This is a genomic window from Flammeovirga sp. OC4 (assembly GCF_000812565.1).
Classification (GTDB): Bacteria; Bacteroidota; Bacteroidia; order Cytophagales; family Flammeovirgaceae; genus Flammeovirga.
Map to the genome: position 1 here is coordinate 106,230 of NZ_JTAM01000005.1, position 17,180 is coordinate 123,409.

15 protein-coding genes and 1 riboswitch are annotated in these 17,180 nt (G+C 35.0%); of the genes, 10 read left to right on the plus strand and 5 right to left on the minus strand.

The features are described from left to right. Positions 1-100 precede the first annotated feature (100 nt). From PL77_RS05730 to PL77_RS05760, 7 genes are all read left to right on the plus strand, one after another. Positions 101-496, plus strand: a complete 396-nt coding sequence (locus PL77_RS05730; RefSeq protein WP_052444202.1) for an FtsL-like putative cell division protein — start codon at positions 101-103, stop codon at positions 494-496. A gap of 12 nt (positions 497-508) precedes the next feature. Next, entirely contained in the window at positions 509-2,608 is a 2,100-nt protein-coding gene (locus tag PL77_RS05735; RefSeq protein WP_044202675.1) for a penicillin-binding protein, read from the plus strand. 12 nt (positions 2,609-2,620) lie between these two features. Further along, positions 2,621-4,084: a UDP-N-acetylmuramoyl-L-alanyl-D-glutamate--2,6-diaminopimelate ligase gene (locus PL77_RS05740; RefSeq protein ID WP_253273969.1), complete on the plus strand. Its 1,464-nt coding sequence runs from the start codon at positions 2,621-2,623 to the stop codon at positions 4,082-4,084. A 24-nt stretch (positions 4,085-4,108) separates the two neighbouring features. Next, the gene (gene mraY / locus PL77_RS05745) at positions 4,109-5,323 is read left to right on the plus strand and encodes a phospho-N-acetylmuramoyl-pentapeptide-transferase (RefSeq protein ID WP_044202678.1); all 1,215 of its coding nucleotides are present in this window, start codon (positions 4,109-4,111) and stop codon (positions 5,321-5,323) included. A gap of 5 nt (positions 5,324-5,328) precedes the next feature. Continuing rightward, positions 5,329-6,630, plus strand: coding sequence for a UDP-N-acetylmuramoyl-L-alanine--D-glutamate ligase (gene murD, locus PL77_RS05750; protein WP_044202682.1), 1,302 nt, complete (start codon positions 5,329-5,331; stop codon positions 6,628-6,630). 12 nt (positions 6,631-6,642) lie between these two features. Continuing rightward, positions 6,643-7,839 (plus strand): FtsW/RodA/SpoVE family cell cycle protein, encoded by a 1,197-nt coding sequence (locus PL77_RS05755; protein ID WP_044202684.1) that lies wholly within the window; start codon positions 6,643-6,645, stop codon positions 7,837-7,839. Positions 7,840-8,268: 429 nt separating this feature from the next. Further along, entirely contained in the window at positions 8,269-9,858 is a 1,590-nt protein-coding gene (locus PL77_RS05760; RefSeq protein ID WP_172665805.1) for an ATP-binding protein, read from the plus strand. Here PL77_RS05760 and PL77_RS05765 read toward each other — a convergent pair. After that, on the minus strand, positions 9,850-10,062 hold the full coding sequence (locus PL77_RS05765; RefSeq protein WP_156152258.1) for a hypothetical protein: 213 nt from the start codon (positions 10,060-10,062) through the stop codon (positions 9,850-9,852). The genes PL77_RS05760 and PL77_RS05765 overlap by 9 nt on opposite strands. A 55-nt stretch (positions 10,063-10,117) precedes the next feature. Next, positions 10,118-10,224: riboswitch (SAM-I-IV-variant riboswitch) on the minus strand. Between the two features lie 149 nt (positions 10,225-10,373). Here PL77_RS05765 and PL77_RS05770 point away from each other — a divergent pair. After that, positions 10,374-11,477, plus strand: a complete 1,104-nt coding sequence (locus PL77_RS05770) for a cytochrome-c peroxidase (RefSeq protein WP_044202691.1) — start codon at positions 10,374-10,376, stop codon at positions 11,475-11,477. 322 nt (positions 11,478-11,799) lie between these two features. Here the strand turns inward: PL77_RS05770 and PL77_RS05775 are convergent, their stop codons facing one another. After that, positions 11,800-13,131 (minus strand): MATE family efflux transporter, encoded by a 1,332-nt coding sequence (locus PL77_RS05775; protein WP_044202694.1) that lies wholly within the window; start codon positions 13,129-13,131, stop codon positions 11,800-11,802. A 226-nt stretch (positions 13,132-13,357) separates the two neighbouring features. Here PL77_RS05775 and PL77_RS05780 point away from each other — a divergent pair, with 226 nt between their 5' ends. Then, positions 13,358-13,939, plus strand: a complete 582-nt coding sequence (locus tag PL77_RS05780) for an alkylphosphonate utilization protein (protein ID WP_044202696.1) — start codon at positions 13,358-13,360, stop codon at positions 13,937-13,939. 274 nt (positions 13,940-14,213) lie between these two features. Next, positions 14,214-14,552, plus strand: a complete 339-nt coding sequence (locus PL77_RS05785; RefSeq protein WP_044202698.1) for a hypothetical protein — start codon at positions 14,214-14,216, stop codon at positions 14,550-14,552. A gap of 8 nt (positions 14,553-14,560) precedes the next feature. Here PL77_RS05785 and PL77_RS05790 read toward each other — a convergent pair whose 3' ends face one another. From PL77_RS05790 to PL77_RS05800, 3 genes are all read right to left on the minus strand, one after another. Beyond that, positions 14,561-15,418: a sterol desaturase family protein gene (locus PL77_RS05790; RefSeq protein WP_044202702.1), complete on the minus strand. Its 858-nt coding sequence runs from the start codon at positions 15,416-15,418 to the stop codon at positions 14,561-14,563. 194 nt (positions 15,419-15,612) lie between these two features. After that, positions 15,613-16,158: a hypothetical protein gene (locus PL77_RS05795; RefSeq protein ID WP_156152259.1), complete on the minus strand. Its 546-nt coding sequence runs from the start codon at positions 16,156-16,158 to the stop codon at positions 15,613-15,615. 2 nt (positions 16,159-16,160) lie between these two features. Further along, the gene (locus PL77_RS05800) at positions 16,161-17,018 is read right to left on the minus strand and encodes a hypothetical protein (RefSeq protein ID WP_156152260.1); all 858 of its coding nucleotides are present in this window, start codon (positions 17,016-17,018) and stop codon (positions 16,161-16,163) included. Positions 17,019-17,180 lie beyond the last annotated feature (162 nt).

The window sequence follows — 17,180 nt, forward strand, 5'->3', positions numbered from 1 at the left end:
TTTGGTACTTTTTCCCTATTTTTCTCACTTAGGTTATAGAAAGCAATAGATTTTTAGCAAATTTGAAACTTTAGATACTACATACATTTTTTATTATTCCATGAGAGCAAATACTTATAAAGAAATTCCTGAAAATAAGCCCCAGCATGCTCCTAAAGTTTCCAATTCAAAATGGGTAAAAAAGCTGTCTAAATTAAAATTTATTTCCAGTACAAATGATGATGAGAATAGCAGATATATTCAGAAAATTCTTTTCGTAACGTTCTTGGGAATTCTTTATATCGCTAATGGATTTCAAGCTGAAAAGTCACATTTAAGAATCAACAAACTGGAGAAGTCTGTTGAAAAACTAAGAGTAGAATACAGTACGCTTAAATATGATTTTATCAATGAAAGTAAGCGTTCCAAAATTGAAGAAAGAGTAGCTCCTTTGGGGTTGGTGCCTATGGAAAAGGCTCCGATTGTAATTTCAGTATCTGATTTAGAAGATCATTAATTTTTTATATAGATGGGAATTAGAAATTCCATATTACTACGTGTAAGGTTTGCATTTTTATTGATTGTGGTCATGGCCGCTGCAATTCTTGTGCGTATTTCAGATTTACAGTTTGTTGAAAAAGACAAATGGGAAAAAGCTGGCAAAGCGAACAGAGTAAAAGTAAGACGAGTGGATGCCACAAGGGGTAATATCCTTGCTGATGATGGTAGCTTAATGGCTACTTCTATTCCTTTCTACAAACTTGCTTTTGACCCTTGTGTCTCCAACGATAGCATTTTCAATAATGGCATTGATTCTTTGAGCTATTTGCTATCAAGGTATTTCAAAGAAAAAAGTGCTGCTGAGTATGATAGCTTATTAAGAAAAGCAAGAAGGAAGAAAAGAAGATACTTGATCCTTAGCCATAAACTGGTGAAGCATCAGGATAAAAAACATATTGATAACTGGCCTATTTTCCGTCAGGGAAGACATACGGGTGGTTTAATTTTCACGAAATACGAAAAACGATTCAGACCTTTTGAAGAGTTAGGCCGAAGAACTATCGGATTTATCAGTAAAGATGAAAAAGCACAATTTACAGGTAGAGGCCTTGAATTTAGTTTCAATAAGGATTTAGCTGGTACTGATGGTGAAGCTTTGTTCCAAAGAGTGTCTGGCAACCAATGGAAACCGCTTGATGATGGTGCACAAGTCAGAGCTGAAAATGGTTTGGATATTCAAACCACCATCAACATGGATATTGAGGAACACGCTCATAAAGTACTTGAAAAGGCATTGATCGATAATGAAGCGAACTTCGGTACGGTATTGTTGATGGAGGTTAAAACGGGAGAAATCAAAGCCATCGTCAACCTTGGTAAAAACTCTAAAGGTGAATACGTAGAAGATTTCAACTATGCTATTCAAGGTGTAATGGAACCCGGTTCTACTTTCAAGAGTGCTTCCATGTTAGCATTACTAGAGGAATTTGATCTTAATTTAGATGATTCTGTCAATACCGGGGATGGTAAATATATGTTCTATGATGAATGTATCATGACCGATGCTCACTATAATGGTTTCGGTATGCTTTCAGTGGAAGAGGTGATTGAAAAGTCATCCAACATTGGTATTTCTAAATTGGTTTTCAAGTATTTCAGAGAAGATCCAGACCGCTTTATGCATTACTTGGACCGCTTTAACTTAACCTCTACCATTGGTTTCCAAATGGAAGGTGAAGGAAAACCAAATATCAACCGTCCTGGCGACCCTAATTGGTCAGGCTGTTCTCTTCCTTGGATTTCGATTGGATACGAAGTAGAAACTTCACCACTTCAAATGCTTACTTTCTATAATGCCATTGCCAATGATGGAAAAATGGTAGCACCAAGAATTGTAAAAAGAGTATTGAGAGGAAATGATGTAGTTGCTGAATATGGTGTTAGAACACTTAATAAAAAAATCAGTTCTGATAGATCTCTAAAAGCAATGCAAGGGATGCTGAAAAAGGTTGTTGAAAGTGGTACAGCAAGAAAAATCAATACAACAGAATTTGAAATTGCTGGTAAAACAGGTACTACTCAAAAAGTAAAACAAGGTGCTTACACCAAAAACTACTTCACTTCATTTGTAGGTTACTTCCCTGCCGATGCTCCAAGATATTCTATGATTGTAGCCATTGATGAACCGAAGGGTGCCAAAAGATATGGTGGTGATGTTTGTGCCCCAGTTTTCTTAGACATTGCTGAAGTGGTTTATGCAAGAACAACAGAAAGAGATATTCATTTTGTAGACAACGAAAACGCAAAGGCTTTTCCATATATAAAAGCAGGAAATTATAACGATTTATTACTACTGTCAGATGCTTTTGATATTCAACAAGTATCAGAAAATACATCGCAGTGGGTAAAAACAAAAGTCCAGGGTGATACTATTGCCTGGGTCAATGCTACGGTCAGGAAAGGAAGAATGCCTGATGTAAGAGGTATGACATTGAGAGATGCCATGTATCTTATAGAAACGGAAGGTGCTACAGTACACTCTTCTGGAAATGGCCGTGTGGTACAGCAGTCCATCACACCGGGCGGAAGAATAAATAGTAGAACGAACGTCTATCTCAAACTACAATAAATCAAACTTAAATTGAAGAGAATTAAAAAAATATCGGAATTACTAAAAGGGATAGAATATGACCTTGTACAAGGCGATTTAAACCAAGAGGTAACAGGTATTGAACTGGATTCAAGAAAATTGCAAGATGGAAATCTTTTCGTAGCCATTAAAGGTAACGTTATGGATGCACATCAATTTATCCCCAAAGCAATTGACCTTGGAGCCAAAACTGTATTAATCGAAGACATTCCGGAGGAATTACATGAAGGAATCAACTATATCAAAGTAAATAGTACTGCGCAGAGTGTAGGCTTATTGGCCTCCAATTACTATGATAACCCATCAGAGAAAATTAAAGTAGTGGCCATTACTGGTACTAATGGCAAGACCACGGTTGTGACTTTGCTTCAAAACTTATTTATGAAGCTAGGCTACAATACGGGGGCTTTGACTACTATTGAAAATAAAATTAATGAGGAAATTATTCCCACAAAGCTGACCACGCCTGATCCCGTCACTTTACAGTACTTACTGCATGAAATGGTAAAGAAAAACTGTTCTTACTGCTTTATGGAGGCAAGTTCACATGCTATTGTGCAGGGCAGATTGAATGGTATAGACCTTACTGGTGCCATTTTCAGTAATATCAGTCATGATCACCTTGACTATCATGGCACTATGAAAGAGTATATCAATGCCAAGAAAAGGCTGTTTGATACACTTCCTAAAAGTGCTTTTGCATTAGTGAATATCGATGACAAAAGAGGTAATGTAATGTTGCAGAACTGCAAAGGAAAACATTACACTTACGCTTTGCACACTATGGCCAATTATAAAGGCAAACTGATTGATAACACATTTGAAGGAATTCAGATGGAAGTTAATGGTCAAGAAGCGTGGTTCCAGTTAATTGGTTCTTTTAATGCTTACAATGTACTTTCGGCATTTGCTACAGCTTCATGTTTGGGTGAAGATGAAATGACAACCTTACAAGCACTGTCTGAGTTACGCCCAGCCAGAGGTCGTTTTGAGCAAATTGTTTCTAAAAATAATATCAGAGGTATCATTGATTACGCTCATACACCCGATGCTTTAGAAAATGTATTGGAAACCATTCGCGATATCAGAGAAGAAGGAGAAAGAATCATTACCGTTGTAGGTTGTGGTGGTGACCGTGATGCGGCAAAGCGTCCTGTTATGGCAAAAACTGCAGCAATGTTAAGCGACCTAGTGTTTCTTACGTCTGATAATCCAAGAACGGAAGATCCTGAAGAAATACTAGAACAGATGGAAGAAGGTATCTCTCCTACTCAAGCCAAAAGAACATCTGTTGTTGTCGATAGAAAAGAAGCTATTGCAAAAGCCGTTGAGATGGCCGAACCAAGAGACATTATTTTGGTGGCTGGAAAAGGGCATGAAACTTATCAGGAAGTCAATGGTGTGAGACATCACTTTGACGACAAAGAGGAATTGTTCCTCGCTTTAAAAAAATAATTAGTGCGGTAAAAAAAATAGAACATGTTATATCACTTATTCGAATTTCTACATGATAAATACGATATGATGGGCGCCGGTCTCTTTAGGTACATTACTTTCAGAGCAATGATAGCGACAATCTTATCGATGGCATATATTGGTATTTTTGGTAAACCGATCATCCAAAAATTACAAAAATTACAGATGGGAGAGATTGTCCGTAATCTTGGATTAGCGGGACAAATGGAAAAGCAAGGAACACCTACAATGGGTGGTATCATTATTATTGGCGCTGTAGTATTCCCTGTTTTATTAGTTGCAGATTTAACCAACGTCTATATTCAGTTGCTTTTAACCACTATTTTATGGACAGGAGCTATTGGCTTTTTAGATGATTATTTAAAAAGAGTAAAGAAAAACAAAGACGGTTTAAGTGGTAAGTTCAAGATTATTGGTCAAGTAGGATTAGGCTTGATTGTCGGCATTACATTAGTGAGTAATTCTGATGTAAAAGTGCGTCAATTCTCTGAAAACCTTGATAAATCTAAACCTATCGTGAAATTACAAGAAGGAGTTGATTACCAAGATGTGCAGTCGCTTGAAACTACAGTTCCTTTCTTAAAACACAATACATTAAATTATTCCCAACTATTACATAGCGAATCCATTTCACACATCGCTTATGTTTTGTTGGTCATTTTTATCATTACAGCCGTTTCAAATGGTGCCAATATCACTGATGGTTTAGATGGTTTAGCGGCAGGAACCTCAGCGATTATTGCTACGGCCCTCGCCATATTTGCCTACCTTTCTGGTAACATTATTTTCTCGAACTACTTGAACATCATGTACATTCCTAACTCTGGTGAAATTTCCATTTTCGCCACTGCATTAGTGGGTGCGTGTGTTGGTTTCTTATGGTACAATACCTTCCCTGCTCAAGTTTTTATGGGTGACACAGGTAGTTTGGCCTTAGGTGGTGTCATTGCCTCTTTAGCGATTGTATTGAGAAAAGAGTTGATGATTCCATTATTATGTGGTGTTTTCTTAATCGAAAACCTGTCTGTAATTATTCAAGTTTTCTATTTCAAATACACCAAAAAGAAATATGGAGAAGGTCGAAGGGTCTTTTTAATGGCACCGTTACACCATCATTATCAAAAGAAAGATATTCCTGAACCGAAAATTGTTACACGTTTCTGGATTATCAGTATCCTTTTTGCAATCACTACAATCCTTACGCTTAAAATCAGATAATTTGTATGGCAACATTATTAGTATTAGGAGCTGGAGAAAGTGGAATTGGAGCCGCTCGATTAGCTAAAGCGAAAGGGTATGAAGTTTTTGTTTCTGACTATGGAATGATTCCTCAGGAACAAAAAGATGTATTGGAAGCAGAACAGATTCCTTTTGAAGAAGGCAGTCATGACGTAGCACCAAAAGACGCTGCTATTGTAGTGAAATCGCCGGGTATTCCTGATACTGTACCGATCATTCAACAGCTGAAACAAAACGGCAGTAAGATTTACTCTGAAATAGAATTTGCTTCTTTGTATACTAATGCAAAAATTATTGCGATTACTGGTACGAATGGTAAAACTACGACTACAAAGTTGATCCATCATTTACTGACTCAATCGGGTATCAACGCTGGATTGGCTGGCAATATTGGTATTAGCTTCGCGAAAGAGGTTTTAGAAAAGGAATACGATTGGTATGTGTTGGAAATTAGTAGTTTCCAATTGGATGATATTGAAACCTTCCATCCCAACATTTCACTGATTTTGAATATCACTCCTGATCATCTGGATCGCTATGAATACAGTATTGAGAAATATGCTGATTCAAAATTCAGAATCATTGAAAACTTAACCGAGGAGGATATTTTCATTTACGGAGAGGATGATAAAGTGACGCGTGAGGCTGTTGCTTCAAAAACAATAGTTCCTCAAGCGGTTCCTTTTACAAATGACTTTTTGAAGGGTGAAACTTTAGCTATTCCTTTTAATGGAAATACTTATACTTTCAAGAATTTACCTTTAAAAGGACCTCACAATGCTTGGAACATGAGTGCTGCCATTTTGAGTGCTCTTTATGCAGGGATTTCAGCTGAAGCAATTCAGAAAGCATTGCCTTCTTTTGTAGGAGAACCTCACCGTTTACAAGAGGTAGCAGTGCTTGACGGCATTACTTATGTCAATGATTCAAAAGCTACTAATGTTGAAGCCGCATTATTTGCTTTACAAAGCTTCAAAAAGCCTATTATTTGGATTGCTGGCGGTACGGATAAAGGGAATGATTACACTCCTTTGATTGATATTGTAAAAGAAAACGTAAAGGCATTAGTTTGTTTGGGTGTAGATAATGAGAAATTGAAAAAGAATTTCTCTGAAATCATTCCAATGGAAGAAACACAAAGCATGAAAGAAGCCATTCAATTGGCCAAAAAACATGCTTCTGATCAAGATATTATACTTCTGTCTCCAGCTTGTGCAAGTTTTGATTTATTCAAAAATTATATGGCGAGAGGAGATGAATTTATTCAGGAAGTAAAAGAATTATAAAGAAATAAGAGGATGGAAAAAATCTTAAAGAAACTTGAAGGAGATAGCGTAATATGGGCGGTGATGATTACATTATCCATGTTCTCAGTACTTGTCGTTTATAGTGCTACGGGATCGCTTGCCTATATGCAGGCCGGAGGCGATAATGAACACTATCTGCTTCGTCATTCCACTTTGGTTTTTATTGGGTTGATAGGTGCATTTATCTGCCATAGAATTGATTATGTGTATTATTCAAGGCTTTCAAGATATGCCCTTTTATTATCTATTCCACTTCTGATTTTCACTTGGTTATTTGGGTCTGAAATCAACAGTGCCTCAAGATGGATCAATATTCCTTTGATCAACTTCACTTTCCAGCCTTCGGATTTAGCACGATTGGCGTTGATTACCAATATGGCGGCCATGCTTTGGAAACGCCAAAGAGATATTGGTGAATTCAATAAGGCCATTGTTCCACTTTTGATATGGACAGGAATTATCTGCGGTTTAATCGGAGTTTCTGATATTTCAACAGCCTCCCTCCTTTTCCTTACTATCATGCTTCAATTGTTTATTGGTAGAGTACCTATAAAATACCTTTTGATGCTGATTGTGATTGGGGCGATGGCAGGCTTATTCGTTTATCAATTTGGTCAAAGAGGCGGCACTGCTGTAAGTCGTTTATCCTCTTTTATGAGTGAAGCGGAACTTCCTTACCAAGCAGAACAATCCTATATTGCTATCTCAACAGGTGGTTTCTGGGGCAAGGGAATTGGTGACAGTACACAAAGAAACTTCTTACCTCACTCTTATTCCGATTTTGTTTTTGCCATCATTGTAGAAGAATATGGCTTGATCGGAGCCTTGGTCATTATTGGTTTGTACCTGACACTACTGTACCGGGGTATAACCATTGTCGCCAATAGCCAGAAAGCGTTTGGTGGACTCTTAGCCGCAGGACTCACCTTTAGTCTTATTCTGCAGGCGTTTGTACATATGGGCGTTGTGGTCGGTTTATTACCTTTAACTGGTTTACCGCTTCCGCTTGTCAGTATGGGTGGTACATCATTGCTTTTTACAGGTATGACTGTTGGAATTATTCTGAGTGTGAGTAAATCAGCTCAGGAAGATTCTGAAGAGGTTCGCTTTAAAAGAGCGGAAAGAGCTAGTGAAAGAAAGGGACAAAAAGGAACAAATAGACCTCGTAATGTAAGAATTAGAAATTAATAAAAAGACTTACATTCCAGTTATAATTCAAAGGAGAATTGGGAAGATCCACAAAATAATGTTGGTGACTTTTCAATTCTCTTTTTCTATTTTGAGGTTTCATTCATTATTTATTCCATTTTCTTACTTCTGTAAGCAAACGGATTGAAGGCATTATTTCTATTTTTAAGAATATAAAAAAAATACTAACCCATAGTACTCAACACACCCAAAGAAGGATAATCAATAAAAATAGGTCAATTCAGAATTGTATGTATTTTTTCAAATAGTGATCATTCACCTTTTCTAAACCTACTACTCTACTTCAAATATTACATTCAAAAAAAGTCTAAGATAAAGCAAAAACAACTTCTTCTTAAATTTTGGTGTTCTATAAGCATCAACAATAAATTCGTTAATGTAATGCCCCAATATTCCCACTTGGATAGTATGATACTTCGGCTTATAGCTGAAGTCAACAATCATTTATTATCCGATCAAAAACCATTAAAAATACTCCAAAAAAGTATAGAAAATTTAACTAAAGCATCCAATTGTAAATATGGATTTATAGGCCTGCTTGACCATCAAGACGGTATAAAGAACTATAAGTATTTGATGGAAAAAAAAGTAAGTTTTGATAGTTTTAATATCTTTAATAAGGCCATATTAGAAAACACATTACCATTTGAAGAAGTATCGAAAGCACATTATTTTTTAAAATATACAGAACACCTAGTACACCCTATTTTACATTACGATGATGATCGAATTATAAGAGGACTTCCTTGGTCATCTTATTTGTTGATCCCCATACACATTGATAAAGAACTTATTGGAGTCATTGGACTTTGCGATAAAAAAGAGAAGTTTGATGACGATTTTGCATTGCATTTACAACCCCTTATTGATACTTACAAATTATTAATCAGACAGATTGACGATTCAACAAATTCACAAAACCTTGACGATACTAGTTTTCAAGAGTCATTTGATTTAATGATTCATTTAGATGGGTTATGGAACATTCAAAGAGGTAATGTAGCATGGGAAGAAAAACTCGGAAGATCTAAAGAGCATATCATGGATTATGTCTTTGGGAATGATTACGAGTTACTTGAAAAGCTAATTTTGAAAGCTAAATCCACCATGACGACTCAGTCTGAGAAAATTAGATTCAAAAGAGATAAACATCGGATATTTACTTTACTGATTAAAGTAATTTATCAGTCCTCTACCAGAAGTTTTAAAATTATAGGAAAAGATATCTCCGACCGTTTTCGACAAGAATCCATCTTGAAGAAACAACAGGACCGTCTTAGGCATACTCAACTTTTGCTACAAAAATCCAATAATGAACTTGATGCGTTGATCTATCATATCTCCCATGATTTAAGAGCCCCTCTTGCCTCTGCTCTAGGACTCGTTTTTGTCAGCCAACAAGAGCACAAAATTGAAGAAGTAAAAAACCAATTAAAGCTTCAGCAAAAAAGCTTAGAAAAAATGGACAACTTTATCAGTGAAATCTTGGAATTTGCTAGAATTGCAAGAAAACCGAATGATAATGTAACCATTGCCATCGAACAATTAATAAAAGATACAATCCAATCTACCTCAGATGCACTAGACCAAAAACTTGAGGTTACGATTACATCACATCAAAATTTCCCTTTTGTGAGTGACATTAAAAAAGTCACTTCTATTGTTCAAAATATCATTCATAACGCTTTCCAATTCAGAAGTAGAAACCGCTTCAATGAGAAAAACCTCTTAAACATTTCCATTAATGTGGAAGAAAATGACACCTGTATCATCTTTGAAGACAACGGGATTGGCATTCCACAAGAATACGTCCACAGAGTAACAGAAATGTTTTTTAGAGCACATACTGAATATGTAGGTTCTGGTATTGGGCTTTATATTGTGGATCAAGCCATCAAAAGATTAAGAGGTCACCTTTCGATTATTTCTAGAGTAGATCAAGGTACTACACTTATTGTGTGGCTACCCAATCACTACTTTAAAAAAGCTCTAACTTAACCTTTCTTCTATCTTCACTAATAAGTGATGACCATAAAGTTTAGGGCTTGAATGATCATTTGTATTTCTTAATCCTAAAAGTCTTTCCGCTTGTAGCATGGTTAGATTTCTATATTTCACCTCTGAAGGATTCGTTACAAATTTATCCTTCAAAATATCATAACACTCTTTTAAAGTTAAGTCGAAAGGTGATTTTTCTAGCATTTTTTTAATGTTTATAATGTTGAACAGTACAAACATCAAGCTTTAATTAAGAGGGGGGATTCTGTTTTTTTGTCGTGAATCAGACCACATCTATTTTACCACCGTGGCTTTTGCATGCTCGGTTGGTACCTCTTCTTAAGAAAAGGTGTCTTGATGTTTATATATATTTGGTTGCAAGTTTACAACAGACAATACAGCTTTCCAATATCTTTTAAATAATTAACATAATGCAACATGGTTGTGATAACAGCATTCCTAAACAATTTTATTATTCATAAAAAAATTGTATTTTCATAGCAAACCAAAGTAACATGCAATCTAGAAAATTCATCTTTTTATCGTTGCTTTTATCACTATTATCCAGTTGTGAGGAGTCAGAACCAATCAACAACCCACCTTATGTTTTAGATATCCCAGCACATTTTGGTAAGCAATATGTTTTACCAGAAGATAACCCAATGACTGTCAAAGGAGTTGAGTTGGGGAGAATGCTTTTTTACGACCCTCAATTATCAAGGGATTATTCTACATCTTGTGGTACCTGCCACCAACAGCAATTGGCCTTTACGGATGGTAAAGCGAAAGCAGAAGGTATTCATGGCAGAACAGGCGACTTCAGTAGTATGTCTACTGTCAACTTGATGTGGACCGGAAAATTCTTTTGGGACGGTCGTGCTCCTAGTATAGAAAGTCAAGCACTAGATCCAATTGAGAACCCTTTGGAAATGGATATGACGTTAGCAGAAGTAGTTGAAAGACTATCACAAGACGAGAAATATCCTCCAATGTTTAATCTTGCATTTGGAAGTTCTGAAATTACTGCAGAAAAAGTAGGGAAAGCAATTGCTCAATTCGAAAGAACATTGATTTCTTCTAATTCAAAGTACGATCAAATAGTCAAAGGAACTTACACTCCAACTGAACAGGAGAAACTAGGAATGGACCTGTTCCTTACTCATCCTATTGCTGGCGAAATCCGTGGAGGTAATTGCGGTGATTGCCACCTTGGGGTACTTACATCAGGTGACCCTGTCAGTTTCAGAGGATTCCATAATAATGGACTAGACGATGATACCAACTTGAAAGAGGGTTTGATGGGCGTTACAGAAAATCAGTTTGACAAAGGGAAATTCAAAGCCCCCACTCTGCGTAATATTGCCCTTACTGCCCCTTATATGCATGATGGAAGATTCAATACTTTAGAAGAAGTGTTGGAACATTATGATGAACATGTAAAGAAAAGTCGAACACTTGACCCTTTGATCCAAGAGGCTAGTAATGAACCCATTTTCCCTGGTGATCCTATAAAACTACACCTTACTCAAAAGGAAAAAGAAGCCATTATTGCTTTTCTTCATTTACTAACAGATGAAGAATTCATCAATAATCCAAATCATTCTAACCCTTTTGAATAAGTAGAAAATGAAATATACTGTAAACTAAGTTTTTGTTATTTTACAATCGGTATTTCTACAAGCTTTTATAGGAACTACTCTCATGTTTCCTTCTTCTTCATTTTTGTCTTAACACAAAAACGAAGCACAAAAGTCAAGGCTTTGAAGGGGTTAGATCTACCAAACTAAAAGAGTAGAAAACCCACTGAGTGAATTTTAAGCTTTAGCAGCATTTATGTTCTATAAATCATAAGAAATCCAATGATTCCTAAATGCCATAAATAATCGAAAACTTAGTTTACAATGTATGAAGACTTCAACTTTAGGTTTGAAGACTTCATTTTTATAATCGTCTTAAATGTTTCCAATACAAAAAGCCGGAAACACATAGCGTAAATACTTCTGACAGTACTATCGCATTGATAATACCTTCACCTCCATAAAAATGAGTTAAAAGGAGAATTAATCCCACTGGTAAAATTAATGTTCTCAGTAACGAAATAATTAATGAAGGCTTGGGATGGTGTAATGACGTAAAAAATGCTGAAAGTAGGATATTCACACCTAAAATCACTACTATTGGTGCCGAAGATAATATAAACTGACTTGTTAAAACTTTTGTTGATGGACTGTCATTTTCTAAAAACAAATCTATAAATTGATCTACAAATAAGGTCGTTGTCAAAGCAAGACATCCACCTAATACTACAGCCGTCACTAAAGCTATTTTTAAGAAACGCTTCACTCTATCCATCAATTGAGCTCCAAAATTTACACTCACTATAGACTTCAATGCATCTGACATACCATAACTGAGCATTATCATAAAATACATCAAGTAGCCTACAATAGCATAAGCTGCTACACCTTCATTCCCATAGTATTTTATCATTTGAAGATTGATAAGGTAAAATAAAAAACCACCAGACAATTCACTCAAAAACTCAGAGGAACCATTATAGGAAATTGCACTCAACATCTTCCATTCCAACTTCTTAAACCTAAACTTCAAGTTTCCATTTCCTTTTATGAATGGCGGAATTAATAATATTGGCAATACAAAATAGGATAATGAAGTTCCCAAAGCTGCACCTTTTACTCCCCAATTCAATTGAACGATAAATACATAATCCAAGATTGTATTAATCAGGGCCACTAAAAGTAAAGAGATAAAGCTCAAATTAGGCTTTCCATCTACCCGTGTAAAATACGTTAACGCATAACATGATAATACAGGAGACATACTGATAATAATATACAGATATGTAACAACTAATGGCTTAATAGTATGATCTGCTCCTAAAAAATCAGCAATTTCTTCAATAAAAAAAAGGCCTAAAAAAGTCAATATAAAGCTGATTACAGCTATAATAACAAAGATATTTGTAAAAATAATTCGGGCTTTTTCAAGCTTCCCCTCACCTATAAATTTACCACAAAACACCTCGCCTCCAACCGAAAAAAGTATCGGAAGCCCGAATAGCAAAGAGTAGATTGGAGAACATAAAGAAATGGCAGCCAATGCTTCTGCTCCAACATAATTTCCTACAAACATTCCATCAATTATCCCCGCTGACGTCACTGCCAACATTCCCAATACGGTGGGTATTGAAAACGACAAGAATACATTCAATACACTACCTTCAAGTACCTTGGTATTATTATTATTCATCATCTAGATTTTTTATATCATGCGAACCTAAAATTACTAACTCTTACTTCCTTGAAAGGGAATTTTTGATGGAATTTCATTTAAAATTGTGTTATTAAAATTGAATACTCGAAATAAAAAATAGTGGCATTCCATTAATATTCCTTTATGAATTATCATATCCCTTATTTTTTCAGCAATTTTGATATGTTTTATGAAGCTAAGCAAGATTTAAAATATATATCCTAAAATGAGTTTAGAAAAAGAACTTCAGAAAAGAAGTAATGGTGTTTGTGAACTATGTGGATCTACGGAACATGTATCTCCTTTTTTAGTTGAACCGAAAAATTCATCAGACAGTGGTGATCATGCCTACATTTGTTCTACATGTCAAGAACAAATTAATGATAAAGAAAAAATGGATGTTAATCACTGGAGATGCTTAAATGACAGTATGTGGAATGAAAATGCTGCCGTTCAAGTATTAGCCTGGAGAATGCTTTCTCGTTTAAAAAGTGAAGGCTGGCCACAAGATTTACTTGATATGCTTTACCTTGATGAAGATACTCAAACATGGGCGGAAGCAACAGGAGAAGGTATTGATGAAAGTGATAAAGTGATTCATAAAGACAGTAATGGTGCTATTCTTTCTAATGGAGATAGTGTGGTTTTGACTAAAGACCTTAATGTGAAAGGTGCTAACTTCACTGCGAAAAGAGGAACTGCTGTTAGAAATATTACTTTAGTACATGACAACCCTGAACACATAGAAGGAAGGGTAAATGGTCAACACATCGTCATTCTTAGTAAGTTTGTAAAGAAGAACTCATAACAAATTATACAAGAAAGAGCCTTCGTTGGCTCTTTTTTGCTTTCAATACGCAACCGATTGAAATCTAATTAACTATAAATTTCACTCTATTTTCTAATTAAATACTTAAGGAATACAAAATGTATATTGTTATTAAAATCTCTTCACTAAAAGATTGTTATTCTTTAGTAAACTTCATTGTTTCATATGATATTCCTCTAGTATCTTTGAATTAAAGCAAAATCAGAACTATTCATGCCAAATTAAATAAAAGACCTTTTAACCCATTTTTAATATGACTTATGCCAATCATATTGAAAGTATACAGAAAATTATTTCAAAAGAGTATGACGCACAATTGACCATCTCTTTGAATGATATTATTTCTAGTTATACTGTTGGTTTTGACTTTCAGGACAAGAAAGACATTACCGAAAATATTCTGTTGATCTATAACATCGATTATAGAAATCATGCAATGTATTTGAATGATACTTCTTTTGTGTTGAAAAAAACAATTGAAGAACACCTTATTTCCTTGAATGTTGATTTAGAAAAGAAAGAAGAACAGTGGAAAGATTTCTTAGAAGCTGTAGAAATGGAATCTATGATTTACAAGAAAAATAATCGATAGTTACGTCATCAAGTATTATCCCATTCATTATTTTCATTCCTCTTCTTATTGTCTCTATACGTCTGAAATGGAATTTTGAGAAGGTTAGCAATCATGCTATTTTCTTCTGGCTTCATGTGCGTATCAACGCCATACACTAAGGTATTATTATCCGCTTCAGCATAAGTTCCAAAAACTCTATCCCAAGTGGAAAAGATGTTACCGTAATTTGTATCGGTAAGGGGCTGCTGGTAATGATGATGAACATGATGCATATTGGGTGTCACTATCACCCAACTCAATACCCTATCTAACTTTTTAGGTATCACAATATTGGCATGATTGAACTGGGAAAGCATCACTGAAAGTGACTGGTACAAGAAAATCATCCAAATAGGGGCTCCAATGAATAAAACTCCTAGTATTGTTGCTAATAACCTTAAGACACTTTCTCCTGGGTGATGCCGGTTTGCTGTTGTAGTGTCCACATGTGTATCAGTGTGATGAATCAAATGAAAAAGCCAGAACCATTTAATTTTATGATTCAAATAATGAATACTATAAGCACTGATCAAATCCATTAAAGCCAAGCCTGTAATCAATACAATAGGTAACGGAAAATCAGACATCCATTGCATATAACCAAAATTATGAGCTAAAGTCCAGTCAGAAACTTTGACCATTACAAATGCTAATGACAAATTGATCACTGCTGTTGTAAGAGTAAAAAATAGATTAGTTAATGCATGCTTCCATTTGTTGTGTCCTCTAAACTGGAATAATGGCTGAAAGCCTTCTATGACCCAAAAGAACATAATTCCACCCACCAATAAAATAGAGCGATGAAAAGAAGGCATCGTAGAAAAGTAATCGATTAAGGTTTGCATTAAAATAGTAAGTTAAATAAAAAATTGGCTTAAGATCAATATTATACTTGATCGCAGTGTTGTGTTGTCTTCATTGAATGTAATAAGAATCAACTGATTGTCAAAATCTTTATGACCTACCTTATTGAATGCAAACCCCTCTATTAAATAAATTATTCTACTGATCAGAGACCATATATTAGTCTAAATTTTTGTCAGTTCATTATTTTATAATTTCTCTTTCCGTTGATTGTGATATGCTTAAGTTTATTCATTTTTTCAGCATCAGAAATTTTGAAATAAAATGACATCTTGAATTTACAATCACAAGAGCAATCTGTACCATAACTCTGGGAAATTAAATCTAAAGTTTGTTCATTTATAATCGTGTAATCGATAAGAAAGTATTGACAACAATTGGAAATTTTATCGATATCTATTTGAAAGGACTCTTCTGAGAAATTGAAGTTCGTCACTTTTTCAATGTAATACTCCTCTTCAGAATGATCACTTTTATTGCTTTCTGTATTGTCATCGTCAACTAAAACGACCACGGTTTGAGGTTCCTTGCAAGAGTGGATAATCACACTATCAAGGTAAACCCCACAACCCCAAGCTATTTTTTGATTCCAGGTATTTTGTAAAATATAGTTCCCAGAAAAACGGTCATCAACCGTCACTTTTTTATTAAAATCAATATTTTGAGCTTCTACTTTGTGGTAGCTGATTACCATTAAGCTAAAAAGCAGAATCCACTTCATCTTTAGATCGTGTCTAAGATCACAACTCCGTGTTTTGCAGATGTGCCATAAATAGCCTGTAAACCTGCATTCGATTTCATAACATCAAACTTCTTCACCTCTTTGAGAGAGTACTGATTCAAATCTGCTATTTTAGACAACTCTCCATTGATCATCACTAGTGGGTATTCCCATCTGTTTGTTGTACTGCTAACACTCAACTGTTCTTTGATATCTCCCTCTACTCTATTGTAAAAGTCTGTTTTTTCGATATCATCACCTAAAAAACGATCGATTCGAAGAGTTGACATTCCCCATTTGTACCTACCTGGGGCCAGTGAATTTAAAAAAGTATGCACTAGATCATCATAATTAACCTTAGAATATAAATTATCTAACAGGGCTACCACCGCTTTACAATCTTTATTTCTTGATGCATTTGGAGACCAATAGCTTACCACTTTGTATTTCTCTTTTGTAGCGATTTCAATGTATACAAAGCTTCCATCAATTCCTCTAGTATTATCATTTTGTAATTGCATCATCTCAGAAGGTTTAAAAAAGTCTATTAGATCTGCAGTCATTTCATCTGAAAAAGCCGTAGTAGTATATACAGGGCTATCACTGGTCGTATGTAATTTGTATTCAGAAGATGATGTTTGAGTATCATTAAGAGTAAAAATGCTATGTTGTTGCCAAATTCTAACATTAAAAGCATCATCTGATGATCGAAGGTCTTTTAAATTAAACGCTTCTAACTTTGAGGGTAATTTATCCATAAAAACCTCGACAACCTTCGTTTGAGGAATGTCAACGCTTTTTTGACCATATACAGGGCTCAATAATAAAAATAGTAAAGCTGTTTTTAGTAGTTGTTTCATTTTTGCATAGTTTGATCTTGAAAGAATAATTAAAGGTAACAAGAATATCTGTTTTTGATTCCTGGCTTCATTCGTTTTCATTGATAAATTATGTTAAATACAACTCGAATAATTTTTTATTATCAGTGTTTCAGCACATAGTTTTCAAAAAAATCCATTTTC

What these genes read in the sequence shown, in the direction of transcription:
- PL77_RS05760 (WP_172665805.1), top strand. Translation starts at nt 8,269, where the DNA reads ATGATACTTCGGCTTATAGCTGAAGTCAACAATCATTTATTATCCGAT.
- PL77_RS05755 (WP_044202684.1), top strand. Translation starts at nt 6,643, where the DNA reads ATGGAAAAAATCTTAAAGAAACTTGAAGGAGATAGCGTAATATGGGCG.
- PL77_RS05730 (WP_052444202.1), top strand. Translation starts at nt 101, where the DNA reads ATGAGAGCAAATACTTATAAAGAAATTCCTGAAAATAAGCCCCAGCAT.
- PL77_RS05795 (WP_156152259.1), bottom strand. Translation starts at nt 16,158, where the DNA reads ATGAAGTGGATTCTGCTTTTTAGCTTAATGGTAATCAGCTACCACAAA.
- PL77_RS05770 (WP_044202691.1), top strand. Translation starts at nt 10,374, where the DNA reads ATGCAATCTAGAAAATTCATCTTTTTATCGTTGCTTTTATCACTATTA.
- mraY (WP_044202678.1), top strand. Translation starts at nt 4,109, where the DNA reads ATGTTATATCACTTATTCGAATTTCTACATGATAAATACGATATGATG.
- PL77_RS05785 (WP_044202698.1), top strand. Translation starts at nt 14,214, where the DNA reads ATGACTTATGCCAATCATATTGAAAGTATACAGAAAATTATTTCAAAA.
- murD (WP_044202682.1), top strand. Translation starts at nt 5,329, where the DNA reads ATGGCAACATTATTAGTATTAGGAGCTGGAGAAAGTGGAATTGGAGCC.
- PL77_RS05775 (WP_044202694.1), bottom strand. Translation starts at nt 13,131, where the DNA reads ATGATGAATAATAATAATACCAAGGTACTTGAAGGTAGTGTATTGAAT.
- PL77_RS05800 (WP_156152260.1), bottom strand. Translation starts at nt 17,018, where the DNA reads ATGAAACAACTACTAAAAACAGCTTTACTATTTTTATTATTGAGCCCT.
- PL77_RS05765 (WP_156152258.1), bottom strand. Translation starts at nt 10,062, where the DNA reads ATGCTAGAAAAATCACCTTTCGACTTAACTTTAAAAGAGTGTTATGAT.
- PL77_RS05780 (WP_044202696.1), top strand. Translation starts at nt 13,358, where the DNA reads ATGAGTTTAGAAAAAGAACTTCAGAAAAGAAGTAATGGTGTTTGTGAA.
- PL77_RS05790 (WP_044202702.1), bottom strand. Translation starts at nt 15,418, where the DNA reads ATGCAAACCTTAATCGATTACTTTTCTACGATGCCTTCTTTTCATCGC.
- PL77_RS05735 (WP_044202675.1), top strand. Translation starts at nt 509, where the DNA reads ATGGGAATTAGAAATTCCATATTACTACGTGTAAGGTTTGCATTTTTA.